23 protein-coding genes and 1 riboswitch are annotated in these 22,447 nt (G+C 34.6%); of the genes, 19 read left to right on the forward strand and 4 right to left on the reverse strand.

Annotated features, from left to right (window positions below):
* A partial coding sequence (locus tag B5X47_RS13785) for an LPXTG cell wall anchor domain-containing protein (RefSeq protein WP_159446412.1) occupies positions 1 to 351 on the forward strand: 351 nt, incomplete at its 5' end.
* 188 nt (positions 352 to 539) lie between these two features.
* A riboswitch (cyclic di-GMP riboswitch) is annotated at positions 540 to 631 on the forward strand.
* Between the two features lie 95 nt (positions 632 to 726).
* The gene (locus B5X47_RS06030; protein ID WP_079589283.1) at positions 727 to 954 is read left to right on the forward strand and encodes a hypothetical protein; all 228 of its coding nucleotides are present in this window, start codon (positions 727 to 729) and stop codon (positions 952 to 954) included.
* Between the two features lie 100 nt (positions 955 to 1,054).
* On the opposite strand, the gene B5X47_RS06035 is transcribed toward B5X47_RS06030, so the two are convergent.
* Complete coding sequence (locus B5X47_RS06035; protein WP_079589284.1) at positions 1,055 to 1,846, reverse strand: DUF3298 and DUF4163 domain-containing protein; 792 nt, start codon at positions 1,844 to 1,846, stop codon at positions 1,055 to 1,057.
* A gap of 155 nt (positions 1,847 to 2,001) precedes the next feature.
* Between B5X47_RS06035 and B5X47_RS06040 the strand changes: the two genes are divergently transcribed.
* The 10 genes from B5X47_RS06040 to B5X47_RS06085 are packed head-to-tail and all read left to right on the forward strand — an operon-like array spanning position 2,002 to position 10,675.
* Positions 2,002 to 3,096 (forward strand): AAA family ATPase, encoded by a 1,095-nt coding sequence (locus B5X47_RS06040; protein WP_079589285.1) that lies wholly within the window; start codon positions 2,002 to 2,004, stop codon positions 3,094 to 3,096.
* A complete protein-coding gene (locus tag B5X47_RS06045) occupies positions 3,083 to 3,685 on the forward strand; it encodes a retron system putative HNH endonuclease (RefSeq protein ID WP_079589286.1) in 603 nt (200 codons plus the stop codon). Before B5X47_RS06040 ends, B5X47_RS06045 begins: the two co-directional genes overlap by 14 nt.
* A 17-nt stretch (positions 3,686 to 3,702) precedes the next feature.
* Positions 3,703 to 4,716, forward strand: a complete 1,014-nt coding sequence (locus B5X47_RS06050; RefSeq protein ID WP_079589287.1) for an aspartate aminotransferase family protein — start codon at positions 3,703 to 3,705, stop codon at positions 4,714 to 4,716.
* Positions 4,717 to 4,742: 26 nt separating this feature from the next.
* Positions 4,743 to 5,300, forward strand: coding sequence for an acyltransferase (locus B5X47_RS06055; protein WP_079589288.1), 558 nt, complete (start codon positions 4,743 to 4,745; stop codon positions 5,298 to 5,300).
* 2 nt (positions 5,301 to 5,302) lie between these two features.
* A complete protein-coding gene (locus B5X47_RS06060) occupies positions 5,303 to 6,235 on the forward strand; it encodes a glycosyltransferase family 2 protein (RefSeq protein WP_079589289.1) in 933 nt (310 codons plus the stop codon).
* A 26-nt stretch (positions 6,236 to 6,261) separates the two neighbouring features.
* On the forward strand, positions 6,262 to 7,275 hold the full coding sequence (locus tag B5X47_RS06065) for a hypothetical protein (protein WP_079589290.1): 1,014 nt from the start codon (positions 6,262 to 6,264) through the stop codon (positions 7,273 to 7,275).
* Positions 7,262 to 8,767: a glycosyltransferase family 39 protein gene (locus tag B5X47_RS06070; protein WP_079589291.1), complete on the forward strand. Its 1,506-nt coding sequence runs from the start codon at positions 7,262 to 7,264 to the stop codon at positions 8,765 to 8,767. The genes B5X47_RS06065 and B5X47_RS06070 overlap by 14 nt, the downstream gene beginning before the upstream one ends.
* Complete coding sequence (locus B5X47_RS06075) at positions 8,751 to 9,842, forward strand: DegT/DnrJ/EryC1/StrS family aminotransferase (protein ID WP_079589292.1); 1,092 nt, start codon at positions 8,751 to 8,753, stop codon at positions 9,840 to 9,842. Before B5X47_RS06070 ends, B5X47_RS06075 begins: the two co-directional genes overlap by 17 nt.
* Positions 9,843 to 9,876: 34 nt before the next feature.
* On the forward strand, positions 9,877 to 10,293 hold the full coding sequence (locus tag B5X47_RS06080) for a sugar 3,4-ketoisomerase (protein WP_079589293.1): 417 nt from the start codon (positions 9,877 to 9,879) through the stop codon (positions 10,291 to 10,293).
* Positions 10,277 to 10,675: a GtrA family protein gene (locus B5X47_RS06085; RefSeq protein WP_159446413.1), complete on the forward strand. Its 399-nt coding sequence runs from the start codon at positions 10,277 to 10,279 to the stop codon at positions 10,673 to 10,675. Before B5X47_RS06080 ends, B5X47_RS06085 begins: the two co-directional genes overlap by 17 nt.
* A 24-nt stretch (positions 10,676 to 10,699) precedes the next feature.
* On the opposite strand, the gene B5X47_RS06090 is transcribed toward B5X47_RS06085, so the two are convergent.
* Positions 10,700 to 11,923 carry a C40 family peptidase gene (locus tag B5X47_RS06090; protein ID WP_079589295.1) on the reverse strand — a complete coding sequence of 408 codons (1,224 nt, stop codon included), beginning with the start codon at positions 11,921 to 11,923 and terminating at the stop codon, positions 10,700 to 10,702.
* A 206-nt stretch (positions 11,924 to 12,129) separates the two neighbouring features.
* On the opposite strand from B5X47_RS06090, the gene B5X47_RS06095 reads away from it, so the two are divergent.
* The 7 genes from B5X47_RS06095 to B5X47_RS06125 all read left to right on the forward strand — a co-directional run bounded on the left by B5X47_RS06095 (position 12,130) and on the right by B5X47_RS06125 (position 21,928).
* On the forward strand, positions 12,130 to 13,515 hold the full coding sequence (locus B5X47_RS06095) for an efflux RND transporter periplasmic adaptor subunit (RefSeq protein WP_079589296.1): 1,386 nt from the start codon (positions 12,130 to 12,132) through the stop codon (positions 13,513 to 13,515).
* A 99-nt stretch (positions 13,516 to 13,614) separates the two neighbouring features.
* Complete coding sequence (locus tag B5X47_RS06100) at positions 13,615 to 14,328, forward strand: ABC transporter ATP-binding protein (protein ID WP_079589297.1); 714 nt, start codon at positions 13,615 to 13,617, stop codon at positions 14,326 to 14,328.
* Between the two features lie 3 nt (positions 14,329 to 14,331).
* A complete protein-coding gene (locus B5X47_RS06105; protein ID WP_079589298.1) occupies positions 14,332 to 15,537 on the forward strand; it encodes an ABC transporter permease in 1,206 nt (401 codons plus the stop codon).
* A gap of 193 nt (positions 15,538 to 15,730) precedes the next feature.
* Positions 15,731 to 16,615 (forward strand): copper amine oxidase N-terminal domain-containing protein, encoded by an 885-nt coding sequence (locus B5X47_RS06110; RefSeq protein ID WP_159446414.1) that lies wholly within the window; start codon positions 15,731 to 15,733, stop codon positions 16,613 to 16,615.
* Positions 16,616 to 16,964: 349 nt separating this feature from the next.
* Positions 16,965 to 17,579: a TetR/AcrR family transcriptional regulator gene (locus B5X47_RS06115; RefSeq protein ID WP_013360678.1), complete on the forward strand. Its 615-nt coding sequence runs from the start codon at positions 16,965 to 16,967 to the stop codon at positions 17,577 to 17,579.
* Between the two features lie 44 nt (positions 17,580 to 17,623).
* A complete protein-coding gene (locus tag B5X47_RS06120) occupies positions 17,624 to 18,781 on the forward strand; it encodes an efflux RND transporter periplasmic adaptor subunit (RefSeq protein WP_079589300.1) in 1,158 nt (385 codons plus the stop codon).
* A gap of 3 nt (positions 18,782 to 18,784) precedes the next feature.
* Positions 18,785 to 21,928 (forward strand): efflux RND transporter permease subunit, encoded by a 3,144-nt coding sequence (locus B5X47_RS06125; protein WP_079589301.1) that lies wholly within the window; start codon positions 18,785 to 18,787, stop codon positions 21,926 to 21,928.
* Positions 21,929 to 21,962: 34 nt separating this feature from the next.
* On the opposite strand, the gene B5X47_RS06130 is transcribed toward B5X47_RS06125, so the two are convergent.
* Positions 21,963 to 22,178: a DUF2922 domain-containing protein gene (locus B5X47_RS06130; protein ID WP_079589302.1), complete on the reverse strand. Its 216-nt coding sequence runs from the start codon at positions 22,176 to 22,178 to the stop codon at positions 21,963 to 21,965.
* Between the two features lie 14 nt (positions 22,179 to 22,192).
* The gene (locus B5X47_RS06135; protein ID WP_079589303.1) at positions 22,193 to 22,414 is read right to left on the reverse strand and encodes a DUF1659 domain-containing protein; all 222 of its coding nucleotides are present in this window, start codon (positions 22,412 to 22,414) and stop codon (positions 22,193 to 22,195) included.
* Positions 22,415 to 22,447: the final 33 nt, after the last annotated feature.

Consider the following 22,447-nt stretch of genomic DNA (forward strand, 5'->3'; position numbering starts at 1 on the left):
ACTACGCCAGGAACGACTACGCCAGGAACAACTACACCAGGAACGACTACGCCAGAATTGGATGAAGTAATAACATCAACTGATGAAGATATTCCATTAGCGCTACCTGAAGTTCCGAATGTTGCTAATGCAGTTATTGCTTCGGTGGAACAAACTGAAGAAATTTTAGAAGAAGAGACTCCATTATCTGCTCCGACAGCACCAGAAACTGATGAGGAAATAATAGAAGAAGAAGTTCCACTTGCTGCACCAGCACCAGAACTTCCTAAAACAGGTGGGTTTGCACCAGAACTTCTTTATGCTATAGGAACAGGCTTAATGGCTACAGGATTTAAATTAAGAAAAAAATAGCTTATTCAATCTGCGAATATATATGATTATATATAAAATAAAGACTACTCAATTTTGGGTAGTTTTTTATTTTGAATATTCAAAATATATATTTACAACTTTTGGATAAAGTATTATAATAGGATTGGATAAATGTTTTTGCAATGAGTTGTTAATCACTTTTTTAAATGTTACGCTTTCTCAGTTCTTTATGTAAAGGGCAAACTGTTGGAAACAACAGGACGCAAAGCCAGGAGTCTAATGCTTAGGTAAAATAAGTAATGATTGTCCAGCCGCCATATTTTGTGGTGGTTTTTTTAATTGAATAAGAAAAAGCTATGATAGTCTGGTTGCCATCAGAAACTTGGGGAAACGAGTTTGTGAAGGAGGATTATTATGAAAAGCAAGAAGAACGTAACATTTTTACTTGTGTTAACCATGATTTTGTGGACCATTGGTGCTCAGGTAGCATTTGCAAGCAATGGATTAGGACATTTTGAAACTACAGGCGAGTTAATGGGCAATGGCGAAGGCAAAGGGCACATTGAGCGTGGAGTTGGAACTGGAAATGGCCAAGGTAATGGCTATGGATATGGTCATGGAGAAGTTGATATTCCGAAATAGCTAATTTATTATCAACAATAATTACTCGCATAAACTATGACATAGTATATTGATTTATAAAAACCCCTTTAATAGACTTTTATAGTCTGCTAGAGGGGTTTTAAAATATGGGTTTATATTGTTCTTTAAGTCCAGAGCCTACTAGTTCGTTTGGAATTAGGAAAACAGGAGCTCCTGTAGCATATGGAGCTATTTCATAAATGCCAAACTGAATGTAGAGATTTCCGTCTTCTATATAAAATTGCTGCATTTGACTGATGCTTACAAATCTAAGATTTTTTTCTTTAAAATATACTTTTCCAGAAATATCTTTTTTTATTTGATTTGTAATTTCTTTGTTTATAACGTTTTTATAGTCAAAGTCTGATTTGAATAAATCTTCTAGGCTCAATTCTTTTCCAGAAGAAGTATCGATATTGTAAGTAGCAAGAGCAGTTACAGGATTTGCTTTACCTGTATTTTGTGTATATGTGGCAACCATACTCAATATGTTTTGATTTGAGGTTTTTATCTCAAAATCAGTAGTTACAGAGTAAGGAACAAAAGATTCAGCTTTTAAGTTTGATTTTGATAGTGATTTAAGATTGTTCATGTAGTTGTATACTTGATTTTTGAGCTTTGTATTCAAAGTTGCCTGAGTATTTTGATTCTGAAGATTTGATATGACTGGGTATTTAATATCATAAGAAAAGGCTTCAGTTTCTCCAAAATCACTTTCTATTTGTATTTCAACTGGCTGAGGCAAAGCTGAAGTGGATTTGCCCTCGTAGCTTATATTTTTTTTTGAAGATGTTACTGCAGTAGTAAAGCTTTCAGGTTTTTCAATTACCGAGCAAGCAGTTAGTGTGACAACTATAATGGTAATGATATTTAATAAAAGTAATTTCCTCACATTAATGCCTTCTTTCTAACCTTATATGTTTCTATTATATCAAAACTAAGTACTTTATTACATTATAATCTTTAGGACTTAATGATTAGTTACATATTCTTTAAAGAAAAATGACAGTAAATATGGTATGATATTTTTGGAAAGAGGTGAAGCTTGTGAGGGTTTTAGATGTTGTATTTGATAATCATCCTATATTTGATAGCAATACTATTTCTTTTGAAACAGAGGATAAAAAAATTCTAGATACTATTATTTTAGCTGGGATTAATGGTTCAGGTAAAACTACTCTGCTTTCTAGTATTTTCAAGACATTTAAAAAGTTAGAAGATAACAAATTCTGTTTAGATGAAAAAGATACAGTAAATTTACATTTAGATATAAATGAAGATGAACTTGAGAAAGCACCTAAAATGATTTATCTTCCATCTGAGGTGAGATTTCAAAGTATTCATAACTCCAATCAAGCTGATGAGATACCTCTTGCCTATTGTATTGATGATAAAAGCACTCATGATATAATTTCATATATCAAGCAGGCTTTTGATAAGCAGATTTTTTCGAATCCAGAGACAACGGTAGGAAAGAGTATAGATGCAGTGTGCGACGAAATAAATTCTATTTTTTCAATTCTAGATATGGATGTTTATTTGGTAGGAATTAAAGATCCTAAAACCAAGATGCCGCTTTTTAGAAATGAGTCTGGAGTAGAGTTTGATATTAACGGGCTTTCATCTGGAGAGAAACAGCTGTTTATTAGGCTTTTATCTCTTAAATCTCTAGAGCCTGAAGGTTGTGTGATTTTGATAGATGAGCCAGAGATTTCGCTTCATCCATCATGGCAGCAAAGAATAGTTGAAGTATATCAAAATATAGGTAAAGATAACCAAATAATCATAGCTACCCATTCTCCACATATTATTTCATCAGTGAAAAGAGAATCACTCAAAATTCTATCAAAAAAAGAGAGATGGGTAAAGGTAATTGATGGTGAGAATCTAGATGAGACCTATGGTGTTACAGCAGATATGATATTGCTTGATATCATGGGGCTTTCGACAACTAGGCATCCTCACATCCAAGAGAAAATTGATGAATTAAAGAGCATGGTTAGAAATGAGCTTTACGAAACTGAAGAGTTTAAAATATTGTATGAAGATATTACAGGCGTTATAGGGACGATAGACCAGGATATTTTACTGGTTAATATAGAAATAGCTAGAAGAAAGGGACTAAAAAATGCTGGACATTAAAAAGACGACTCCTCCAGATTTTTTACTAGAATTTAAAGAAGAAAAGTCTAATGCCAGTTACAAGAATATGCGTGGGGATATGAGAAAGGATTTACGTCATTATATTGCATATAATGAGCAGTGCAAATCTTCGAGATGTTTTTGCGCTTATTGCGAGAGAGAGATTGTTGTGAATTCAGACAATGCCAATGGCTCGCATATTGAGCATATCAAGCCGCAATCTAGATTTCCAGAGGATGATTTGGATTATGACAATATGATTGTTTCATGTAATGCTAAGGAAAGCTGTGGGATAAGAAAAGGAAGCCACTATTTCGAAGGCTTTATAGATCCAGTTAATTTTTCACCAGATGTTTTTTTTGTTTATGACCTTATGACTGGAGAGATAATTCCAAAAGAAGGAATAAAAGATAGTAATACTCCAGCATATAAAAGTCTCGATTTGTTAGGCTTAAACAGTGTAAGACTAACTGATGCAAGAAAGCGTGTGATAGTTGAAATAGATAACTTGCTTAAATTTATGAAGAAAGAAGATATAAGACATTTTTTAAAGCAGTTTCCAAGCTTATTGGATTATATGCTTAAATAGATGAAAGAAGGAAAAAAATGGCTGATTTAATTAGCAAGGCAGATTTTAGCAGTAGGAGTATAAGGGAAATAGGCGGATATATGGAGCTAGAGATTCCAAAGAAGAAATCTTATTATCAGGGAGACGACGTAATTGAGGTTAACACAGGAAGAGCTGCTATTTACCATGCGATAAAGGATTCGAAAGCTAAAAAACTGTATTTGCCACATTATTTATGTACTAGTATGCTTCAGGTTATTGAGCCTCTTAATTTAGAGTTCGAGTTTTATAATATAGATGAGAATTTTATGCCTATATTTGATAGACAAACTACTGAGGACGAAGCCTTCTTATATATTAATTATTTTGGAACTGCAAGCAAGAATACTATAAAGAAGCTAAAAAATTACCATAAGAATTTTCTAATGGACAATACTCAGGCTTTTTTTGCAAAGCCGATTAAAGGAGCTTACAATCTTTATTCTGCCAGAAAGTTTTTTGGTGTAAACGACGGTGGCTATTTAATCAAGGATGGCATTCAAAAAATAGATTTAGAAAGCGATTTATCCTATCCTCATGCTATTCATCTTTTAAAAAGAATAGAAGAGGGAGCGAACGCCGCATATCTTGACAATATGAAAAATGAAGATAGGTTTGATGACTTTAATCCTATAGGAATGTCAAAACTCAGCAAAAGAATTCTTGAAAGCATTGATTATGAAGAGGTAAAGCTAAAAAGGCAGAGAAATTTTTACTATCTTCATTCAAAACTGAAAGACCTTAATAAGCTAAATCTTGAGCACAGCTTCGAAGCGCCTATGGTATACCCCATGCTTATAGAGCAGAAGGATTTAAGAGCCTATCTAGTTAGTAAGAAGATTTATGTACCACATTGGTGGAAGGATGTTCTTTCTAGAGTAGAAAGTAACAGCTTTGAAAATTATTTGTCGACTTATCTTTTAGCTCTACCTATAGACCAGAGGTATGATTTAGAGGATATGGACTATATTGTGGGACATATAAAAGCTTTTGACAACAGTATTTTGCTATAAAAAATTGCTAATAAAGAGGATAAACTATGGATGAAAAGAAACTAAATAATATAGCCAGTAGTATGGACAAAGGTTTTTGGAGCTTTTGGGATAGTATGATTTATAAAGCTTTAGAATCAAGCGTTGATATTATGCCACCTAGGCTTAAAAAGCTAATTGCAAATTATTATACTGATGCTAGAATTAGGAAGCTGTATTTTGATAGATTAGGTGTAAAAATGGGCGAAGGAAGCTTTGCTAATTTAGGTATGAAAATCATAGTATCAGCAAATCACAGATATAGCATAGAAATAGGAGATAATGTATCTATAGGACCGAATTTGACTTTAGTTACAGAGGCAGCAGCCGGCAACGGAAAGGAAATCAACACCTTACCTTATGTAAAGGAAAAGCTTACTAAGGAAGCTAAAATTTATATAGAGGATGAAGTGTGGATAGGGGCAAATGTTGTGATTCTCCCAGGAGTAAGAGTTGGAAGATGCAGTGTTATAGGAGCTGGGGCAGTTGTAAACTCTAATGTAAAGCCGTACAGCGTATATGCAGGAGTTCCAGCAAGAAAGATTAGAGATTTGGAAAAGGAGTAGGCATGGATAAAGTATCAATTATCGTTCCAATTTATTACAATGAACTAAATATACCTCACTTATATGAGCAAATGAAAGAAAAAATCTTATCAAGAACTGATTTTGAAGCTGAGATTGTCTGCGTAGATGATGGCTCAAAGGATGGTTCATATAAAGCTCTGCTAGAGCTAAGAGAAAAAGATGATAGGTTCAAGGTAGTCAAGCTGTCTAGAAATTTTGGTTCACATACAGCTATACTTGCAGGCTTTGCTCATGCGACTGGAGACTGCATGACTATGGTAGCTGCGGACCTTCAGGAACCTCTGGAAATAATTATAGAGATGTATGAAAAGTGGAAGCAAGGAAAAAAAGTAGTAATAGCAGTTCGTAAGGACAGAGAGGATGGATTTTTTCAAAAGCTTTTTTCCAATACATATTATTCTCTGATGCAAAAATATGCGCTAAAAGACATGCCTAGTGGAGGCTTTGATTGTTTCTTTATCGATAAAAAAGTAAGAGATGTACTGGTATCCATGAATGAAAAAAATTCTTCTATAGTAGGACAGGTGCTGTGGGCTGGATTTGAAATGGACAAGATTTACTATGTGAGAAAAAAACGAGAAATAGGGGAGTCTAAATGGACCTTATCAAAGAAAATTAAGCTATTTATTGATTCCTTTATGGCTTTTTCTTATGTCCCTATCAGGTTTATATCTACGCTAGGGATATTTATTTCTATAGTTGGGTTTATCTTAGCAGTATTTTTAATTGTGAATAAGTTTATGTTCAATGTTCCTGTTCAGGGCTGGACTACTATGATGATTACCCTACTCATGCTCTCTGGAATACAGATGCTCACGCTAGGAGTTATAGGAGAGTATCTATGGAGAAATTTTGATGAGAGCAGAGGAAGACCCACTTACATAGTAGAAGAAACTCATGGAATAGATGAGTAAGTAAAAGAGATTGAGAGTGAATTTATATGGTCTATTGTTTTTATGATATAGCTACAAATGAAAAAACTAAATGCAGTAAAACGGATTTTGACTCTAGATTCAAAGCTTTAAAGACAAACGAGGTTTTGTTTTTTGATAGCGAAGACTTTCATTTATATCACAACAAAAATGCAGATAAGGTGTACTTTTTAGGATTTTTGAAGGAGTCTAAAGCAATAGGCTATTGCATATTTGGATTAAGGGATTATAGTGGGAGAGCTATGCTTTGCATGCCCTATTCTTCTCCATTTTCTACCTTTTATTTTAATCCTAAAATAGATGACCTAGATAAAGCAAGATGCATAAAGTGCTTAAAAAATATGGCAAAGGAGCTAAATGCAGATGTTAAGCTTATCCTTGCTCCGAATATTTATGATGAAACACTTGCTATAAGCATGGGACTAGTTCTAGATGAAGGCTTTAAGCTACAATATTCTCATGTAAACAATTACTATAATCTAAAAGAGATTACGGATATAGATGAGTTTGTATCTGAAAGAGCCCATAGCTTTAGAAAAAATTTGAATAAAGCTATGAGGTCAAATCTAGTTAGCAGACTTAATGATGATAGCTCTCTTCAAAATGCCTATCAGGTTATCAAGCTAAATAGGGCTGAAAAGGGCTATCCTCTAGCTATGAGTTATCAGCAGATTTTAGATATATCTATCATGGATAAATCCAAGGTAGATGCCTTCGTTGTCTCAAGTGAGCAGACGGATATAGCAGCCGCAATAGTTTTTGAGATTAGCTCTAATGCAGTTCAAGTAGTTTACTGGGGAGCTTTAGATGAATACTCTAATCTTAGACCGATGGAGTTTTTAGCAATGAATGTAGTAAAGTACTACAAAGAAAAAGGCTATGACTATGTAGATATAGGACCATCAACGGCAGACGAGAAGATAAGTCATGGACTGCTTAGATTTAAAAAGACTATAGGTTGTCGCACAAATTTTAAGCCTGTATTTTTATGGCAGACTAGGGGGAGCTATGATAGTGACTAAAATTAAAGACCTTTTTTCTAAGGCGCTAATAATACTTAGTTTTTTTCTATTTTTGTCAATTTTCGTATATATAAACTACATAGCATCTCCAAACTTTAAAGCTCCAGTGCTTAAAAGCTTAGCTCTTACTTTAGGCTTTTTACTTATATTTATAGCTGTGGATTATTTTATGGATAAATTTAAAAATAAAAAGGCAGTTTATTATGCTATTATTGGCATAATAATATTTGCAGGGCTGCTGCTAAGACTATACTGGACAAACTCGGTGAGTACTATTCAGATTTCAGATTTTGGACGTATGTGGGAAAGTGCAGGAGAAATAGCTGAGGGAAATTTCAGCAGATTTCAAAAAAACGGATATCTGTATACCTATCCCCACCTTGCATTTACTACCTTATTTTATAGTCTTATTCATATGATTACAGGCTCTAGTCTCATGGCAATGAAGTTTGTAAATATAGGCTTGTCGCTTCTGACGGCTTTTTTGGTTTATTTGATTTCTGGCGAGTTATCAAATGGAAAAAAAGCTACTGCTATTTTTATCATGGCTATAAATTCTCCATTTATTTTCTTTAATAATATTTTGGATTCTCAAAATATAGCAGCCCCAGTATTTTATTTTGCGGTGCTACTTTATTTAAAGGTTTTTAAGAAGAAAATTCATCCTCTTTATTTGGTGGCTGTAGGAGCACTGCTTTCGCTTGGAAATCTGTTTAGATCAGTAGGTCCAATATTTGTAATAGCAATTATAATGCATATGCTTATTTTCTCTTCATATTCCCTAATTCAAAAAAGGAAAAAAGGGAAGCCTTTGAAGCTTGATAAAGGGCTTTTAGGGCCTTTATGTCTCGTACTTATGCTAGTAGCTATGTATGTGACTACTTTTGTATTAAATTATATTTTTATATGGGCAGGAGTATTCCAAAAACCTACCTGGGATACTGGCGGAAACCTTATTTTATATATAAATGCAGGGTTTAATCACGAGAGCAATGGAATGTGGAACCAAGAAGATTATGACTTGCTTAGAGATGTTGGTTTTGACTATGATAAAGCTGAGATAGAAGCTAGAAAAAGATTAGAGCAAAGGTTATCTGATAAAGATAAGGTGCTCACCCTTATTTCGAACAAGTACCGAACTCAGTGGGGGGCAGGAGATTTTGGAGGACTTTACTGGTCTACAGTAGAGCTTGAATCTAATCCTAAAGCTACAAATGATATGCTAGTATGGCTCAATTATCATTTTTATTATGTGCAGGCTTTTTACAGTGCTCTTATTCTAGCTATAATGCTAAAGCTTGCAAGAGGCTACTATAAAAATGAAATTAAACCTGAATTTTATTTTGGACTGATTTTGTTTGTAGGGTTTGTTTGTCTTCATACCCTTATAGAAATGCAGCCTAGATACGGATATATAGCAATGCCTATGATTACAGCGCTTGCTGCTGCATCGATAGGCGAAAGGAGAAGTACTTATGAAGGTGGCGTTTAATGTTTTAGATAGACAGTTTATGATGCATAAAGAGGAATATGAAGCTAAAGCTTTAGAGGTGCTTAGAAGTGGATGGTATATACTTGGCAAAGAGGTTGAAGCGTTTGAAACTGAGTTTGCTAAATATTTAGGAAGCCGTCACTGCGTTGGATTAGCGAGTGGCCTAGATGCAATAGTGCTAGCCTTTAGGGCACTTGATATAAAAGCTGGTGATGAGGTTATAGTTGCTGGAAATGCATATATTGCCTGCGTGATGGGAATAAGCATGAACAATGCAGTACCTGTATTTTGTGAGCCAGATGAATATTACAATATAGATGCATCAAAGATAGAAAGCCTTATTACCTCAAAAACGAAAGCAATTTTGGCAGTTCACTTATATGGACAGCCTTGTGATATGAAAAGTATAAAGCAAATATGTGATAAGCATAAGCTATACTTGGTTGAGGACTGCGCTCAGTCTCATGGTTCAACCTATGATGGCATCATGACAGGAAGATTTTCAGATATAGGTTGCTTTAGCTTCTATCCGAGCAAAAATTTAGGAGCTTTTGGAGATGCAGGAGCTATAGTAACTGATAACAGCGAGCTTGCTGATAAAATCAGAGTACTTAGAAATTATGGCAGTGAGAAAAGATACTACAATGAGGTTGTAGGATATAACTCTAGACTAGATGAGCTTCAGGCAGGTCTTCTAAAAGTGAAGCTAAAATATCTAGATGAACTAAATAAGGAGCGTATAGATATAGCTAAAAGGTACCTAAGTGAAGTTGATAACCCTAAGATTATTTTGCCAAAAATTTTGGACAAGGCTATGCCTATATGGCATTTATTTGTAGTAAGAGTAAAAGATAGAGCAGAATTTATGAGTTATTTAAATGAATGTAATATAGGAAGCGTTATTCATTATCCCATACCTCCTCATCTTAGTCAGGCTTACGAGTATTTGGGATATAAAGAAGGGGATTATCCTATAACAGAAAGCTATGCGAACGAGGTAGTGAGTTTGCCTATTTACAACGGAATGACTAAAGAAGAAGTAGACTATGCCATAAAATACTTAAATAAGTATTAATAAGAATTCGGTTTTTGAGGAAATGGAGAGTTGTATGGATAAAAAGTTTAAAGTTATAGATTTTCAGGAACTAGGAGATTCTAGAGGTCATTTAGTTGTCGCAGAAAGCAATAAAGAGGTTCCGTTTTTAATTCAGCGTATTTTTTATATCTACGGAACAAAGGACGGTGTAGTAAGAGGACAGCATGCTAATAGAGAGTCTGAGTTCATGCTTATAAATCTTCAAGGAAGTGTCAAGATAGTGATAGATGATGGAAGGCAAAAGGATACCGTAATTCTAAATAAAGCCCATCAGGGAGTTTATCTCGATAAAATGGTGTGGAAGGATATGTGCGAATTCTCTAGCGACTCTATTTTACTGGTATTATCTAGCATGTCTTATGATGCTTCAGAATATATAAGAGACTATGATGAATTTGTCAGGGAAGTGAATGATGGCAAACTTGATTAATAAGATAAAAAACAGCAGTTTTTTTGGCTTTGCGCTTGTGGGAGCAATTAATACAGGTTTTTCCTTTATAATTTATATTTTGCTTTTAAGATTGGATTTATATTATATTATAGCTAGTGTACTGGCGTATATAGCAGGTATAGCTGTAAGCTATCTACTTAATACTAAGTTCGTTTTCAAGGAAGAAAAAACAATAAAAAATCTTTCTAAGTTTGTAAGTGTATATCTTACTGCACTTGTTATAAATACGGGGCTGTTATATGCTCTTGTAAACCTAATTGGCTTTAATCCAGTGCTTGGACAAATCGGTGTGACGTGTTTAGTTTTATTTTATAATTATGTACTTCAAAAGCTTTGGACATTTAAAAAGGCCTCTTCATAATGAAGAGGCCTTAATTTTATCTGCTTAATTTACTCTTCTTCCGTAAAGGAAGTTCTTTCTTGTACTTAAATCGTCTATACGAACGCTTTTTCCAGGGCTAGGAGAGTGAATGAATTTTCCACTACCGATGTAGATACCTACATGGCCTGGGAACATTACTAAATCTCCAGCACGAAGCTCGCTTCTAGATACTTTAGTTCCTACCTTGCCTTGAGCGGCTGATGTTCTTGGAAGGCTAACTCCAGCTTTTCTGAATACATATTGAGTAAAGCCTGAACAATCAAAGCCTTTTGGAGTGGTTCCACCCCATTTATATGGTACTCCTATGTAATCTTTTGCTATTGCTACTACTCCTGAAACCTTTGGTTTTGTTCCATAAGCTACGATTTTAGGTGATGAAGGCTCAACAACTGTTTCGCTTATAACAGTTTTTTCGACAGCTTCACCATTTATTTCTACTACTTCTCTAACTACTTCTTTAACGCCGTTTGTACCTTCTGATTTAACTTTTGTAGTTCCCTCAGTCAGGGTAGAGTCGGCTACTCTTTGCTCTGCTTTATATATTGGTAGATTTACATTATCCTGATAAGTAACCTTAACATCTATCAGAGGCTTACCTTCTTCTGCTACTTCTGTTTCAGGAATTTCTCTGCTAACACTAGAACGAGAAACTGTAGAAGCGCTTGTTGGTGACTTAACTATTGCGAGTGCCTGATAGCTATTTAAGATTTTTTCTATGTTGATTTTTTCAGCTTTTACTAGATTTACTTCTTGAACGAATTCTACTTTTGCATTTTGTTTTGAAGCTACAAATGGAGCTTTAATGGCATCTAATATATTCTGGGCAGTTTTTTCATCCTTTACCGCCATGAGTACCTTACCGTCTGACTTAATTAGATAGCCTGGTGATTTGATTTCCAAAGCAGACATAGCAGATAGTTTCATGTCTTCTTGCTCAGTCAAATCATTTCCATTTAACTTCCCTTTGTTGTACTCGAGATTTGCTTCGTAAGTGATATCTTTACCTTTTGATTCACGAAGCTCTGTATCGAGCTGAGTCATCATTTTTTCTACATGAGAGACTCTTTTTACGAATCCAACATGCTTTCCATTTAGCTTTACCTCATAACCTACACCGGGTTGGTAGTAGACTAAAAAGCCTAAAAGACAAACAAGAGCAGCTAGCGAAAATAGGTATATTCTATTTTGCAGAAGTTTTCTCTTGATTTCTTTCGAAATTTTAATCATAAGAACTTCCTCCAAACTTTCTGGTTATTTTGGTATGGTACTTAAAAATTATAACACAAAAAAATTTTAAATAACACCCTTTAATTACAAAAAAGTAACAGTTTGATTTTTTTGAAAACAAAATCAATTATGTGCTGTATAATGATTAGTGTATTATTACAAACAATACACTAATTGTGTATATTATAAAAAAAGGAGAAAATACAATGGGTTTAGAAAAACTAAAAAATCGTTTAAAAAAAACTAGTGAACAGGATTCAGTACAAGGAGAGAAGAAAAAGTTTTTTAAAGGCAAGAAAAAAATTATCATACCGGTACTTATAATAGCGATTTTAGGAGCCTCTATTTTTGCATGGAGCAAAAGTAAAGGAGAACAAAATCCTATGGTTACAACTATGCCTCTCACAAAAGGAACTATAGAGCATAGTCTATCTATAACTGGAAAAATAGAAGGAACTGACAGTGCGGAAATTTCTTCATCACTAAATTATGAAATAGTTCAAATCAATGTTAAAGAAGGAGATTATGTAGAAAAAGGTCAAGTATTAGCTGTACTAGATGATAAGGATTTAAAACAAGAAATAAATCTATCGCAAAAGGATTTGGAGCTAGCTGAGCTACAATATAAAGAAAATATAGATTCAAAGTCAAAGCTCGATACTTCGACAGCTTCTGCTACTATTTCTGTGAATCAATCTCAGATAGAATACGATGAAGCGAAAAGACAGCTTGAAATAAAAAAAGCACTATTTGAAAGTGGAGCTATTCCAAAGGAAGAATATACTCAAGCTGAGATTAGTGTTCAAAAATCAGAAATAGCATTAGAGCTTGCTAAGGATGGGCTTAGAAAAGCAAAATTGGATGTACAGAAAACTATAGATGAACAGTCGCCTAAAGCTTCTGACAAAAAAGCTCTAGAAATAAAAAGAGAGCAATTAAATCAGAAACAGCAGGATTTGGAAAAGGTGTATATTAAAAGTCCAATAAGCGGAACTGTTACTAGAGTTAATGCTAGATTAGGAAGAACTCCTCAAGCTAGCGATGACAATAAACCTCTGTTTGTAGTAGAAAATCTATCTGACCTTAGAATGAAGGTATCTATAAGTGAATTTGACATCGGAAGCATAAAAGCAGGTTTAGGAGCTGAAATATCAGCAGATGTACTTGGAAGTGATAAAGTAAATGCTCTTGTATATAATATTTCACCAACTGGAGAGCCTAAGGAAGGTGGAAACAGCAAGGAAATGGTTATACCAGTTATACTTGATATAGTAGACGAGGATCCAAGACTAATAGCTGGAGTTACTGCTTCTGCAAAAATTATGATTGAGCAAAAAGATAACGTATTTAAAGTGCCTTATGAAGCTGTTTTAGAAGAAGATGGAAAAAATTATCTAGTAATAGAAAAAGATAACGTTCTAAAAAGAGTAGCAGTAGAGCTCGGACTAGAAAGTGATGTAGAGCTTGAGGTTATATCATCAGAGCTTAAGGAAAATGATTCAGTAGTACTATCTCCTGATCCAAGCTATATAGATGGAATGAAAGTAGAGAAAATGCCAGAAATGGGAGCTGAAATTAAGGCTGAAAATTAAGAATAATAATTAAGCAAGAGCAATCCTGACTATTCAAACAGTAAAAATTGCTAATGTAGCTACAGGTGTCTTGCATATTAATTATAAAAGGAGAAAGCTATGCAAACTTCAGTAGAAAGTAAAAACTCAGAAGATGTTTTATTGGAGCTAAAAGAGTTATATAAGATTTATATAATGGGAAGTGTAGAGGTTCAGGCACTAAGAGGCATCGATTTGACTATAGAAAAGGGTGAGTTTATATCTATAATGGGAACCTCTGGTTCAGGTAAATCAACACTAATGAACATAATAGGATGTCTAGACAGACCTACTAAGGGAAACTATTTCTTAGAGGGAATAGATATTAAGGAAAAATCAGAGGATGAGCTTTCATTTATAAGGAACCAGAAAATTGGCTTTGTATTTCAGTCGTTTAATTTAATTGCAAGAACCTCCGCTGTAAAAAATGTAGAGCTACCAATGATATATGCAAAGATGCATGCAAATGATAGACATGAAAGAGCCAAGCAGTTACTTGAAAAGGTAGGGCTTGGAGATAGGATTCACCATATGCCAAATGAGCTCTCAGGTGGGCAAAGACAAAGGGTAGCAATAGCTAGAGCTCTTGCCAATGAGCCACCTATAATGCTAGCTGACGAGCCGACTGGAAACCTAGATTCGAAATCAAGTATAGAGATTATGGAGATATTTAGGAATCTAAATGAAGAAGGTAAAACTGTTATCATAGTTACTCATGAGAGAGATATAGCTGAGTATACAGATAGGATAGTTACCTTTAAAGATGGACAGATAGTAAGTGATGAAAGAAGGTAAAACATGTTACTTATAATGGAAAATATAAAGCTTGCCCTGTCTAGTATAAGGGCTAATAAAATGAGGTCATTTTTGACTATGCTAGGTATAATAATAGGTATTTCATCGGTTATTACCATAGCATCCTTAGGCGAAACATCTAAAGCTGTTATTGCCAAAGAGTTCGAAGCCTTTGGAAAAAACAGAGTAGTAATTTACATGCCTTACTCGGAAGAAATAAGAGATTCGGATTACTTTACAATGGAAGACATAGATAAAGTAAAAGCAAAATATAAAGAAGATATAGTTTATCTTGCTCCATCTACTTATGAAAACACAGAAGCTATAAGTGGAAGAAAAAAAGCTAAGGTTAGTACGCAGGGCGTTGCAAATGGCTATGAAAAAATGGTCAATATGGATCTTATTAAAGGAAGATTCATTACAGAGGCTGATATTAAATCCAGAAGATATGTAAGTGTTGTGGATAAAGCTATGGCAGATAAAATTTTTCCAGGAGAAAACGCTGTTGGAAAAACTATTAGAATATCTGTAGAAGGACAGCCAGCAGATGCCAAAATAGTAGGCGTATATGAAAAGAAAAAATCTATTTTTGATGGAATGATGAGCTCTGATAGCACTACAATGTATATGCCCTACTCGATTTTTTCATCTCAGCTAATGTACATGGGTAGTATAGATATGAAAATAATTGAATCTAAATCTTCTATAGAAGTAGGAGATAGCATTGCTAATTTTCTAGCTAAAATGAAAAAAAGAGAGCCTGGATTTTATATTGTAAATACAACTCAAGGCGAGCAAAATAGTATAGATCAAGTATTAAATACCCTTTCTCTTGCAATAGGAGCTATAGCAGCTATTTCCCTTTTGGTAGGAGGAATAGGTATAATGAACATTATGTTAGTTTCCGTAACGGAGAGAACCAAGGAAATAGGTATTAGAAAATCTTTAGGAGCAAGAAGAAAAGACATTTTACTCCAGTTTTTAGTGGAGTCTATGATAGTCTCGGCAACGGGAGGGATAATAGGAACAACTCTTGGAATAGTCTTTGCTTCTATTGTTTCACTAGTTTTATCAGTTCCTCCAGTTGTTTCACCAGGGATAGTGATTATTGCCGTAGTGTTTTCTGCTGTAGTAGGTATGTTCTTTGGAATTTATCCTGCAAACAGAGCTGCAAAACTCGACCCTATAGATGCCCTTCGCTATGAATAAGCAGATTGTATAAAAAATATCTTGGATTAGTTATTAATTTGTAACATAAATATAGTATATTTGATTTATAATGATAAAGTATAAAAAGAGAGTAAACTTACTCTCTTTTACTTTGGCTATTACAATTTATACAAAACAAATGAAACATAAATTACATATGTTTTGTACGCTTATATCATTTCAGGAGGTCATGATGAACAAGTTCAGACAATCGATTTTTATATTTATATTTTTAGCTTTATTTAGCTTAATAACAGCAACTACAAGCTTAGCGGCGCCTTCTACAGTACAGATATTTGTAGATGGGGTTCCACTTATGACTGACCAGCCGGCAGTGATTAGAAACAGTAGAACTATGGTTCCATTTAATGCTTTATTTTCAGCTCTTGGAGCTACTGTTACTTGGGATGAACCTCAGCAAAAGGTAACAGGTACAAAAGGAGATTTAAAAGTAGAATTATTTATTAATAAAACAGGTGCAAAGGTAAATGGACAGTCAGTTACTATGGATACTCCCGTTCAGATTATAAATGGCAGAACTATGGTGCCGCTTGCTTTTGCTTCATCATATTTAGGCTCAAGTGTAGCGTGGGATGGTGTTAATTATGCAGCTTATGTCTCTACGGGGCTAGCTCCAGATATATTTCAGCCTACTATACCAGGAGTAGACCCAGTTGTTCCTCCTGTAGTAGACCCAGTAGTACCACCTACAGTTCCTACAGTTCCAGGCATCACAGCACCAGCAAAGGATACAGCTCCAAAATCAAATGTACTATCAGGTACCTATGTTGCTGAAAACCTTAGTAAACAGCGTTTTGCTATTCAGTTTAACAGCTCAATGAATGCAGATATCAAAGGAATCACCTCAGGGACTATAGGCAATGGTACATATACTGTAAATGGAAGCTCAGTTACCATAAGCTCAGATTTAATCAGTGGAAGCTTTAATATGGAAGAGCTTACTTATAATGGCAGGAAAATCATCCTACTAAAAGATACTTCGAGTACTGGTCAAAAGACTCTGGCGATGACTCCAGTTTCGTATGAAGAGTTTGCAAAAGCTTATGTTTCAAAGTAATTTTATATAGCAGGATTTTAAAGCAATAAGAATTTAGAATAAAATACTTCCAAGTAGATAGTGTAATTAAACTTACATCATCTTATTTGGAAGTTTTTTTGTGGCAAAAAGTTATTTTTAGACAATTTATTTTTGTTACTCTTTTTTAACATTAGAATTGCATTAATTATGTGATTTTCCTATTGATACCGAGCGCTATGTGGTGTAGAATAGAAAAGTAATTCCTAAAATGAGTGAGCACTCACTTATTTTTATTTATAATCCACTAAGGACTTTTAGAAATACTGATAACTACATATTACTTCGTGGACTTTAATATTTATTTCTGTATAGAAAGGCAGTTGATTAAGTGAAAAAATCTGAGCAGACGAAATTGAAAATATCATCTGCAGCTTGTGAATTGTTTTGTGAGAAAGGATATTCAGCTACATCTACTAGTGAGATAGCAAAAAGAGCTGAAGTTTCTGAAGGTACTATTTTCAGATATTTTGCAACCAAGAAAGATTTGCTCTTATATATAGCAACTTATGGAATAGAGATGTTTGCAGAAGATATTGCGATTAAGCCTCTAGTTGATTTATCTGAGAAATATAAGGATGAATCCATAGAAAAATTTCTATATGAGCTTGTAATGAATAGATACAAACTCATGGAGGAGCATAAGAGCATTATCATGATATTTATGAATGAGCTTTCATTTCATAATGAGATTCAGGAGTTATTTAGAAAGGAAATAGGAGAAAAGGTCAATGATATATTAACAAAATCCTTTGATAATTTTTTTAAGCGTGGTGTATTTAGAGATGATATAAATACAAGAAGCGCTATGAGATACTTCTCAGGCATGATTTTTGTTATTTTTATGGAGCATGTACATGGCATGAGAGATGAAAATGTAAGCATTGAGGAGGACGTAAAAATAGCAATTGATATTTTCTTAAATGGAGTTAGAAATAGAAATTGATTTTAGCACACGATAACATTTACGATACATTTTAGGAGGTAATTATGAAGAAGCTTAAATATTTGATTTCTGGAATCTTGATGCTTTCACTTGTAGTTTCAGGCTGCAGTAAAAAGGCTGAACCAGAGGTAGTAGAAGAAAAGAAAATAACAGTAGAAACTATGCAGTCTGTACTTGATGATATATCGGTTGAAACTACAATATCAGGTTCATTTAAGGCATCTGACGAGGTAGATGTGGTGCCTAAGGTTATGGGCAAGGTTACAAATGTTTCTGTAAAAGAAGGACAAGTAGTAAGTAAAGGACAAGTGCTTTTTACTTTGGATTCTCAAAATGCTCAATCAGCAGTTAGAAATGCCAAGGCAGCTGTGGAAAACGCTCAAACAGCAGTAGAAACTGCCAGAATATCTATGGAAAGAGCCGAGCAGCAATACAATAACGCAGTGCTTAATTATGAAAGAAGCAAACAGCTTTATGATGCAGGAGCTATACCACTTACTCAGCTAGAGCAAGCAGAGCTTGCAGCTTCACCACTTAGTTTAGAGCTTGCAAAGACTCAGTATTATCAGGCTCAAGTTGCTGTAGATACAGCAAAAGGAAGCCTTTCTGATGCAAATATAGCACTAGGTGATTTTACTGTTACAGCACCTATAAGCGGAACAATAACAGCTGTGAATGTAAATTCAGGAAACGTATTTGGAGGCGGACCAGCAATTAAAATTTCTAATTTAGCGAATCTCACTATGAAGGTAGATGTATCAGAGAACTTAATTAAATATTTTGTAGTTGGAGAGACTATGGATATTAATGTTAAATCAGCAGGAGATACTATTTTATCAGGTAAAGTTAAGGAAATACTACCTCCAAGTCAAGGAAGCTTGACCTATCCTGTGGAAATCTTAGTTTCAAATCCACCAAGCGAAGTAAAAGCAGGGATGTTTGCAGAAATTAATATAGCTACAGAGTCTAGAAACCAAGTAATAGCTGTTCCATCTGAGGCAGTTGTAGTAAAAGAAGGAAATACAATTGTTTATATTATAGAGAAGGATAAAGCAAAATTAGTTTCAGTAAAGACAGGGCTAGACAATGGTAAGATGGTAGAAATCACTGAAGGCTTAAACGAAGGTATGGAAGTTGTTGTAAAAGGACAAAATTTCCTTGAGGATGGGGCATTAGTCAGCGTTGTAAAGCAGGAGGAATAAATTATGTTTGTATCGGGAATGTCGGTTAAAAGGCCAGTAACAACAGTTATGTTAATGCTAATAGCGGTACTTCTAGGACTTGTGTCTTTAAACAGGTTGCCTGTGGATTTATATCCCGAAATAGAAGTTCCTGTAGCTATAGTCAGTGTGGATTATTCAGGAGTTGCTCCAGCTGAAATGGAAACTCTGGTAACAAAACCTCTAGAACAAGTGCTTTCAACCGTTTCAGATTTAGATGCAATAAGCTCTTATTCTAGACAAGGAAGCTCAATCATAATAGTTCAATTTCAATATGGAACCAATATGGACTTTGCAGCTCTAGAGATGAGAGAAAAAGTTGATATGGTAAAAGGAGCCTTGCCTGATGGATCAGGAACTCCGATGGTTCTTAAAATTGACCCTAATGCAATGCCAGTAATAGCGCTTAGTATGTCATCTCAAATGCCTATAGATAAGCTTCAAAGCATAGTTGAAGATGATATATCAAGTAGAATAGAAAGACTAGATGGAGTTGCTTCAGTTTCATCTTCTGGTGGAAAAGAAAAGGAAATCAGAGTTGAGCTTAATCAAGCTAAGCTATCAGGATATGGCCTAAGCATAGCTCAGATTCAAAATGTGCTTAGAAGTGAAAATCTAAATCTTCCTGGAGGTACAGTTAAACGAGGAGATCAAGAGCTGATTGTACGTACTACAGGTGAATTTAGAACTGTAGATGAAATAAGAAATATCCCGCTTACACTTAGAAGTGGAGAGAGTATAAGACTTTATGACGTTGCATCTGTTGAGGAAAAATATAAAGATATTAATTCGATGTCTAGATATAACGGCGAAAGCAGTATTTCTCTTAGTGTAAGTAAGCAATCAGTTGCAAATACAGTTAAGGTTGCTGAAGCTGTAGTATTAGAAGTTAATAAATTAAAAGCAGAATATCCAGATATAAATATGGAAATTGCTATGGACCAAAGTGAGTTTATAAATAAATCCATAAGCAATGTTGTAGCTAGTGCAGTTGGAGGAGGACTTCTCGCTGTTATAATCTTATTCCTTTTCCTTAGAAATATAAGATCTACATTTATTGTAGGTATAGCAATACCAGTATCTATAGTAACCACTTTTGCACTTATGTATTTTGCTGATTTAAGTATAAACCTTATATCTCTTGGTGGATTGGCGCTTGGAGTAGGTATGCTCGTTGACAACTCGATTGTTGTGCTTGAAAACATCTACCGTTTAGCTGAGCAAGAAGGCTATCAAATGGAAAAAGCTGCAATTGAAGGAACAAAGCAAGTAGGTATGGCGGTTTTTGCTTCGACATTAACTACTGTAGCAGTTTTCCTTCCAATTGTTTTCGTAGAAGGATTTACGGCGATTATATTCAAGCAGCTTTCCTACACAGTTACATTCTCACTTTTATCATCGCTTGTTGTTGCGCTCACAGTAGTTCCTATGCTTAGTGCAAAAATACTAAAAGTCGGTGAAACGAAAAAAAGAAAGCATAAAGGATTTAGCTTAGGTAGAATTCTAGATGTTTTTAGTAATGGAATAGACTGGGTAGCTAAAAAGTATTCAGGGTTACTTAGAACTGCCCTGTCTCACAGAAAGCTTTCAATAATTTTAGCTGTCGCTCTACTTATATCATCTGTAGGACTTGTATCTATGGTTGGGTCCGAGTTTTTCCCCGCTGAAGATGAAGGAAGCTTTACAGTTGATATTGAAATGCCTTTTGGAGCCAGCTTAGAGGATACAGACGCCTTGGTTAAAAAGGTCGAAGCTATAGTAGATGAAATACCTGAAAAAGATGATGTATTTTCAAATATTGGAAGCACAGGAAATCAATTTTCACTATCGGCAACCAATTCATCCCAAGTCAGCGTTAATCTAAAAGATAGTGATGAAAGAGATAGAGCTACAAAGGAAATTGTAGAAGAGGTTCGTAAGAAGGTTGAATTGATACCAGGAGCTAAGATAGAAGTTAATGAGAGTTCTTCTATGTCTGGTGGTGGAGGAGGTCAAGGAAGTCCGATTAGCGTTGTTATAAAAGGAGATAACCTTGAAACCTTAGAAGATCTTGGATTAGCATTTAGAGATATCATAAGAAATGTTCCAGGCACTACTGAAGTTAAACTAGACGTTGAAGAAGGAGAACCTGAAGCTAGAATAGTTGTTGATAGAAATAGAGCATCTATGTATGGGGTAAGTGTAGCAGAAGTAGCTAATGGGCTTAAAGCTTCTATTGAAGGGGTAAAAGCAACTACCTTAAAAACTGGCGAGGATGAAATTGATGTAGTTATATCGCTAGATGAAGGAACAAGAAGCTCAATAGAAAATATGAAGCAAATTGAAATATTTACTGCATCTGGCAAGAAAGTTACAGTAGGTCAGATTGCTGATATTGAGTTTGATAATTCTCCTACTCAAATTGCTAGAGCAAATCAAGTTAGAACTATTAGCGTAAACTCAGATATTACTGATAGAGACCTTGGCTCTGTAGTTGCAGATATAGAAAAAGAGCTTGAAAAATATCCGCTGCCTGATGGCTATTCATATGAATTTAGTGGTGAGCAAGAACAGATGGCTGAAGCATTTTCAGGTCTAGTTCTAGCACTTTTATTATCACTTATAATTGTATATATGATATTGGCTTCTCAGTTTGAATCCTTGCTTCATCCATTCACTGTAATGCTAAGTGTTCCATTTGCACTTTCAGGAGGATTCATAGGGTTGTTTATAACAGGAAAAGCACTTTCACTACCTGCATTTATAGGAATTATAATGCTAGCAGGTATAGTTGTTAATAATGCAATCGTGCTTATAGATTATATCAACCAGCTAAGAGCAAAAGGAATGGAAAGAAATGATGCTATAATCAAGGCAGGTAAAGATAGATTCCGTCCTATCATGATGACCACTCTTACTACAGTTCTTGGACTTTTACCTATGGCGATAGGGCTTGGTGAAGGTTCAAACACTATAGCACCTCTAGCTATAGTAGTGGTAGGAGGACTTTCGCTATCCACTGTCCTTACTCTATCATTTATACCTGTAGTATACACAGTTTTTGATGGAGGAAGCAGGAAATTTAAAAATCTAAAATCAAAATTTGGAAATAGAAAAAATAAGAAAAAGCTAGTAAACGAACAAGCATAAAAAAAGTGGTGCACTGCACCACTTTTTTGATTACCTATAATTCAATTGGATTTTCTGTAACATTTTGAAGATTAGCTTCTAAAGCAGCAACTAGAGCATCATCTTTTACGTAGATTAGATTATTATCTACGATATAGTCCATCAAAGCTTTGACTTTAATAGGGTCTTGACTGAGCTTTGCGTCGGCAATTCTCATAGTGTGCTTTTTACCGCTAGCTTTTTCAAATACTAGATTTAGTGTTGTCTCCATGATTTACCTCCTTATTAGCTTTGTGTAATTTTACTTGTTTCTATTCTTGTGAATTCTGCTATAGGCGAGTTTTGAACTTCCTCAAGCATAGCTTTTAATCCATAAATCAGTTCATCAGTTACTGATGAAGTTATGTTGTTTATGGTTCTTGTTTTAAACATTTCCTTCCCATCTGTATCCACGCCTGTAAGATACTTGAGTCTAATTGAGCTTGGCATTGAAATTTTTTCTATCATTTAACTCCCTCCTTTCACAAGTGTATATGCATG

Source organism: Acetoanaerobium noterae (genome assembly GCF_900168025.1).
GTDB lineage: Bacteria > Bacillota > Clostridia > Peptostreptococcales > Filifactoraceae > Acetoanaerobium > Acetoanaerobium noterae.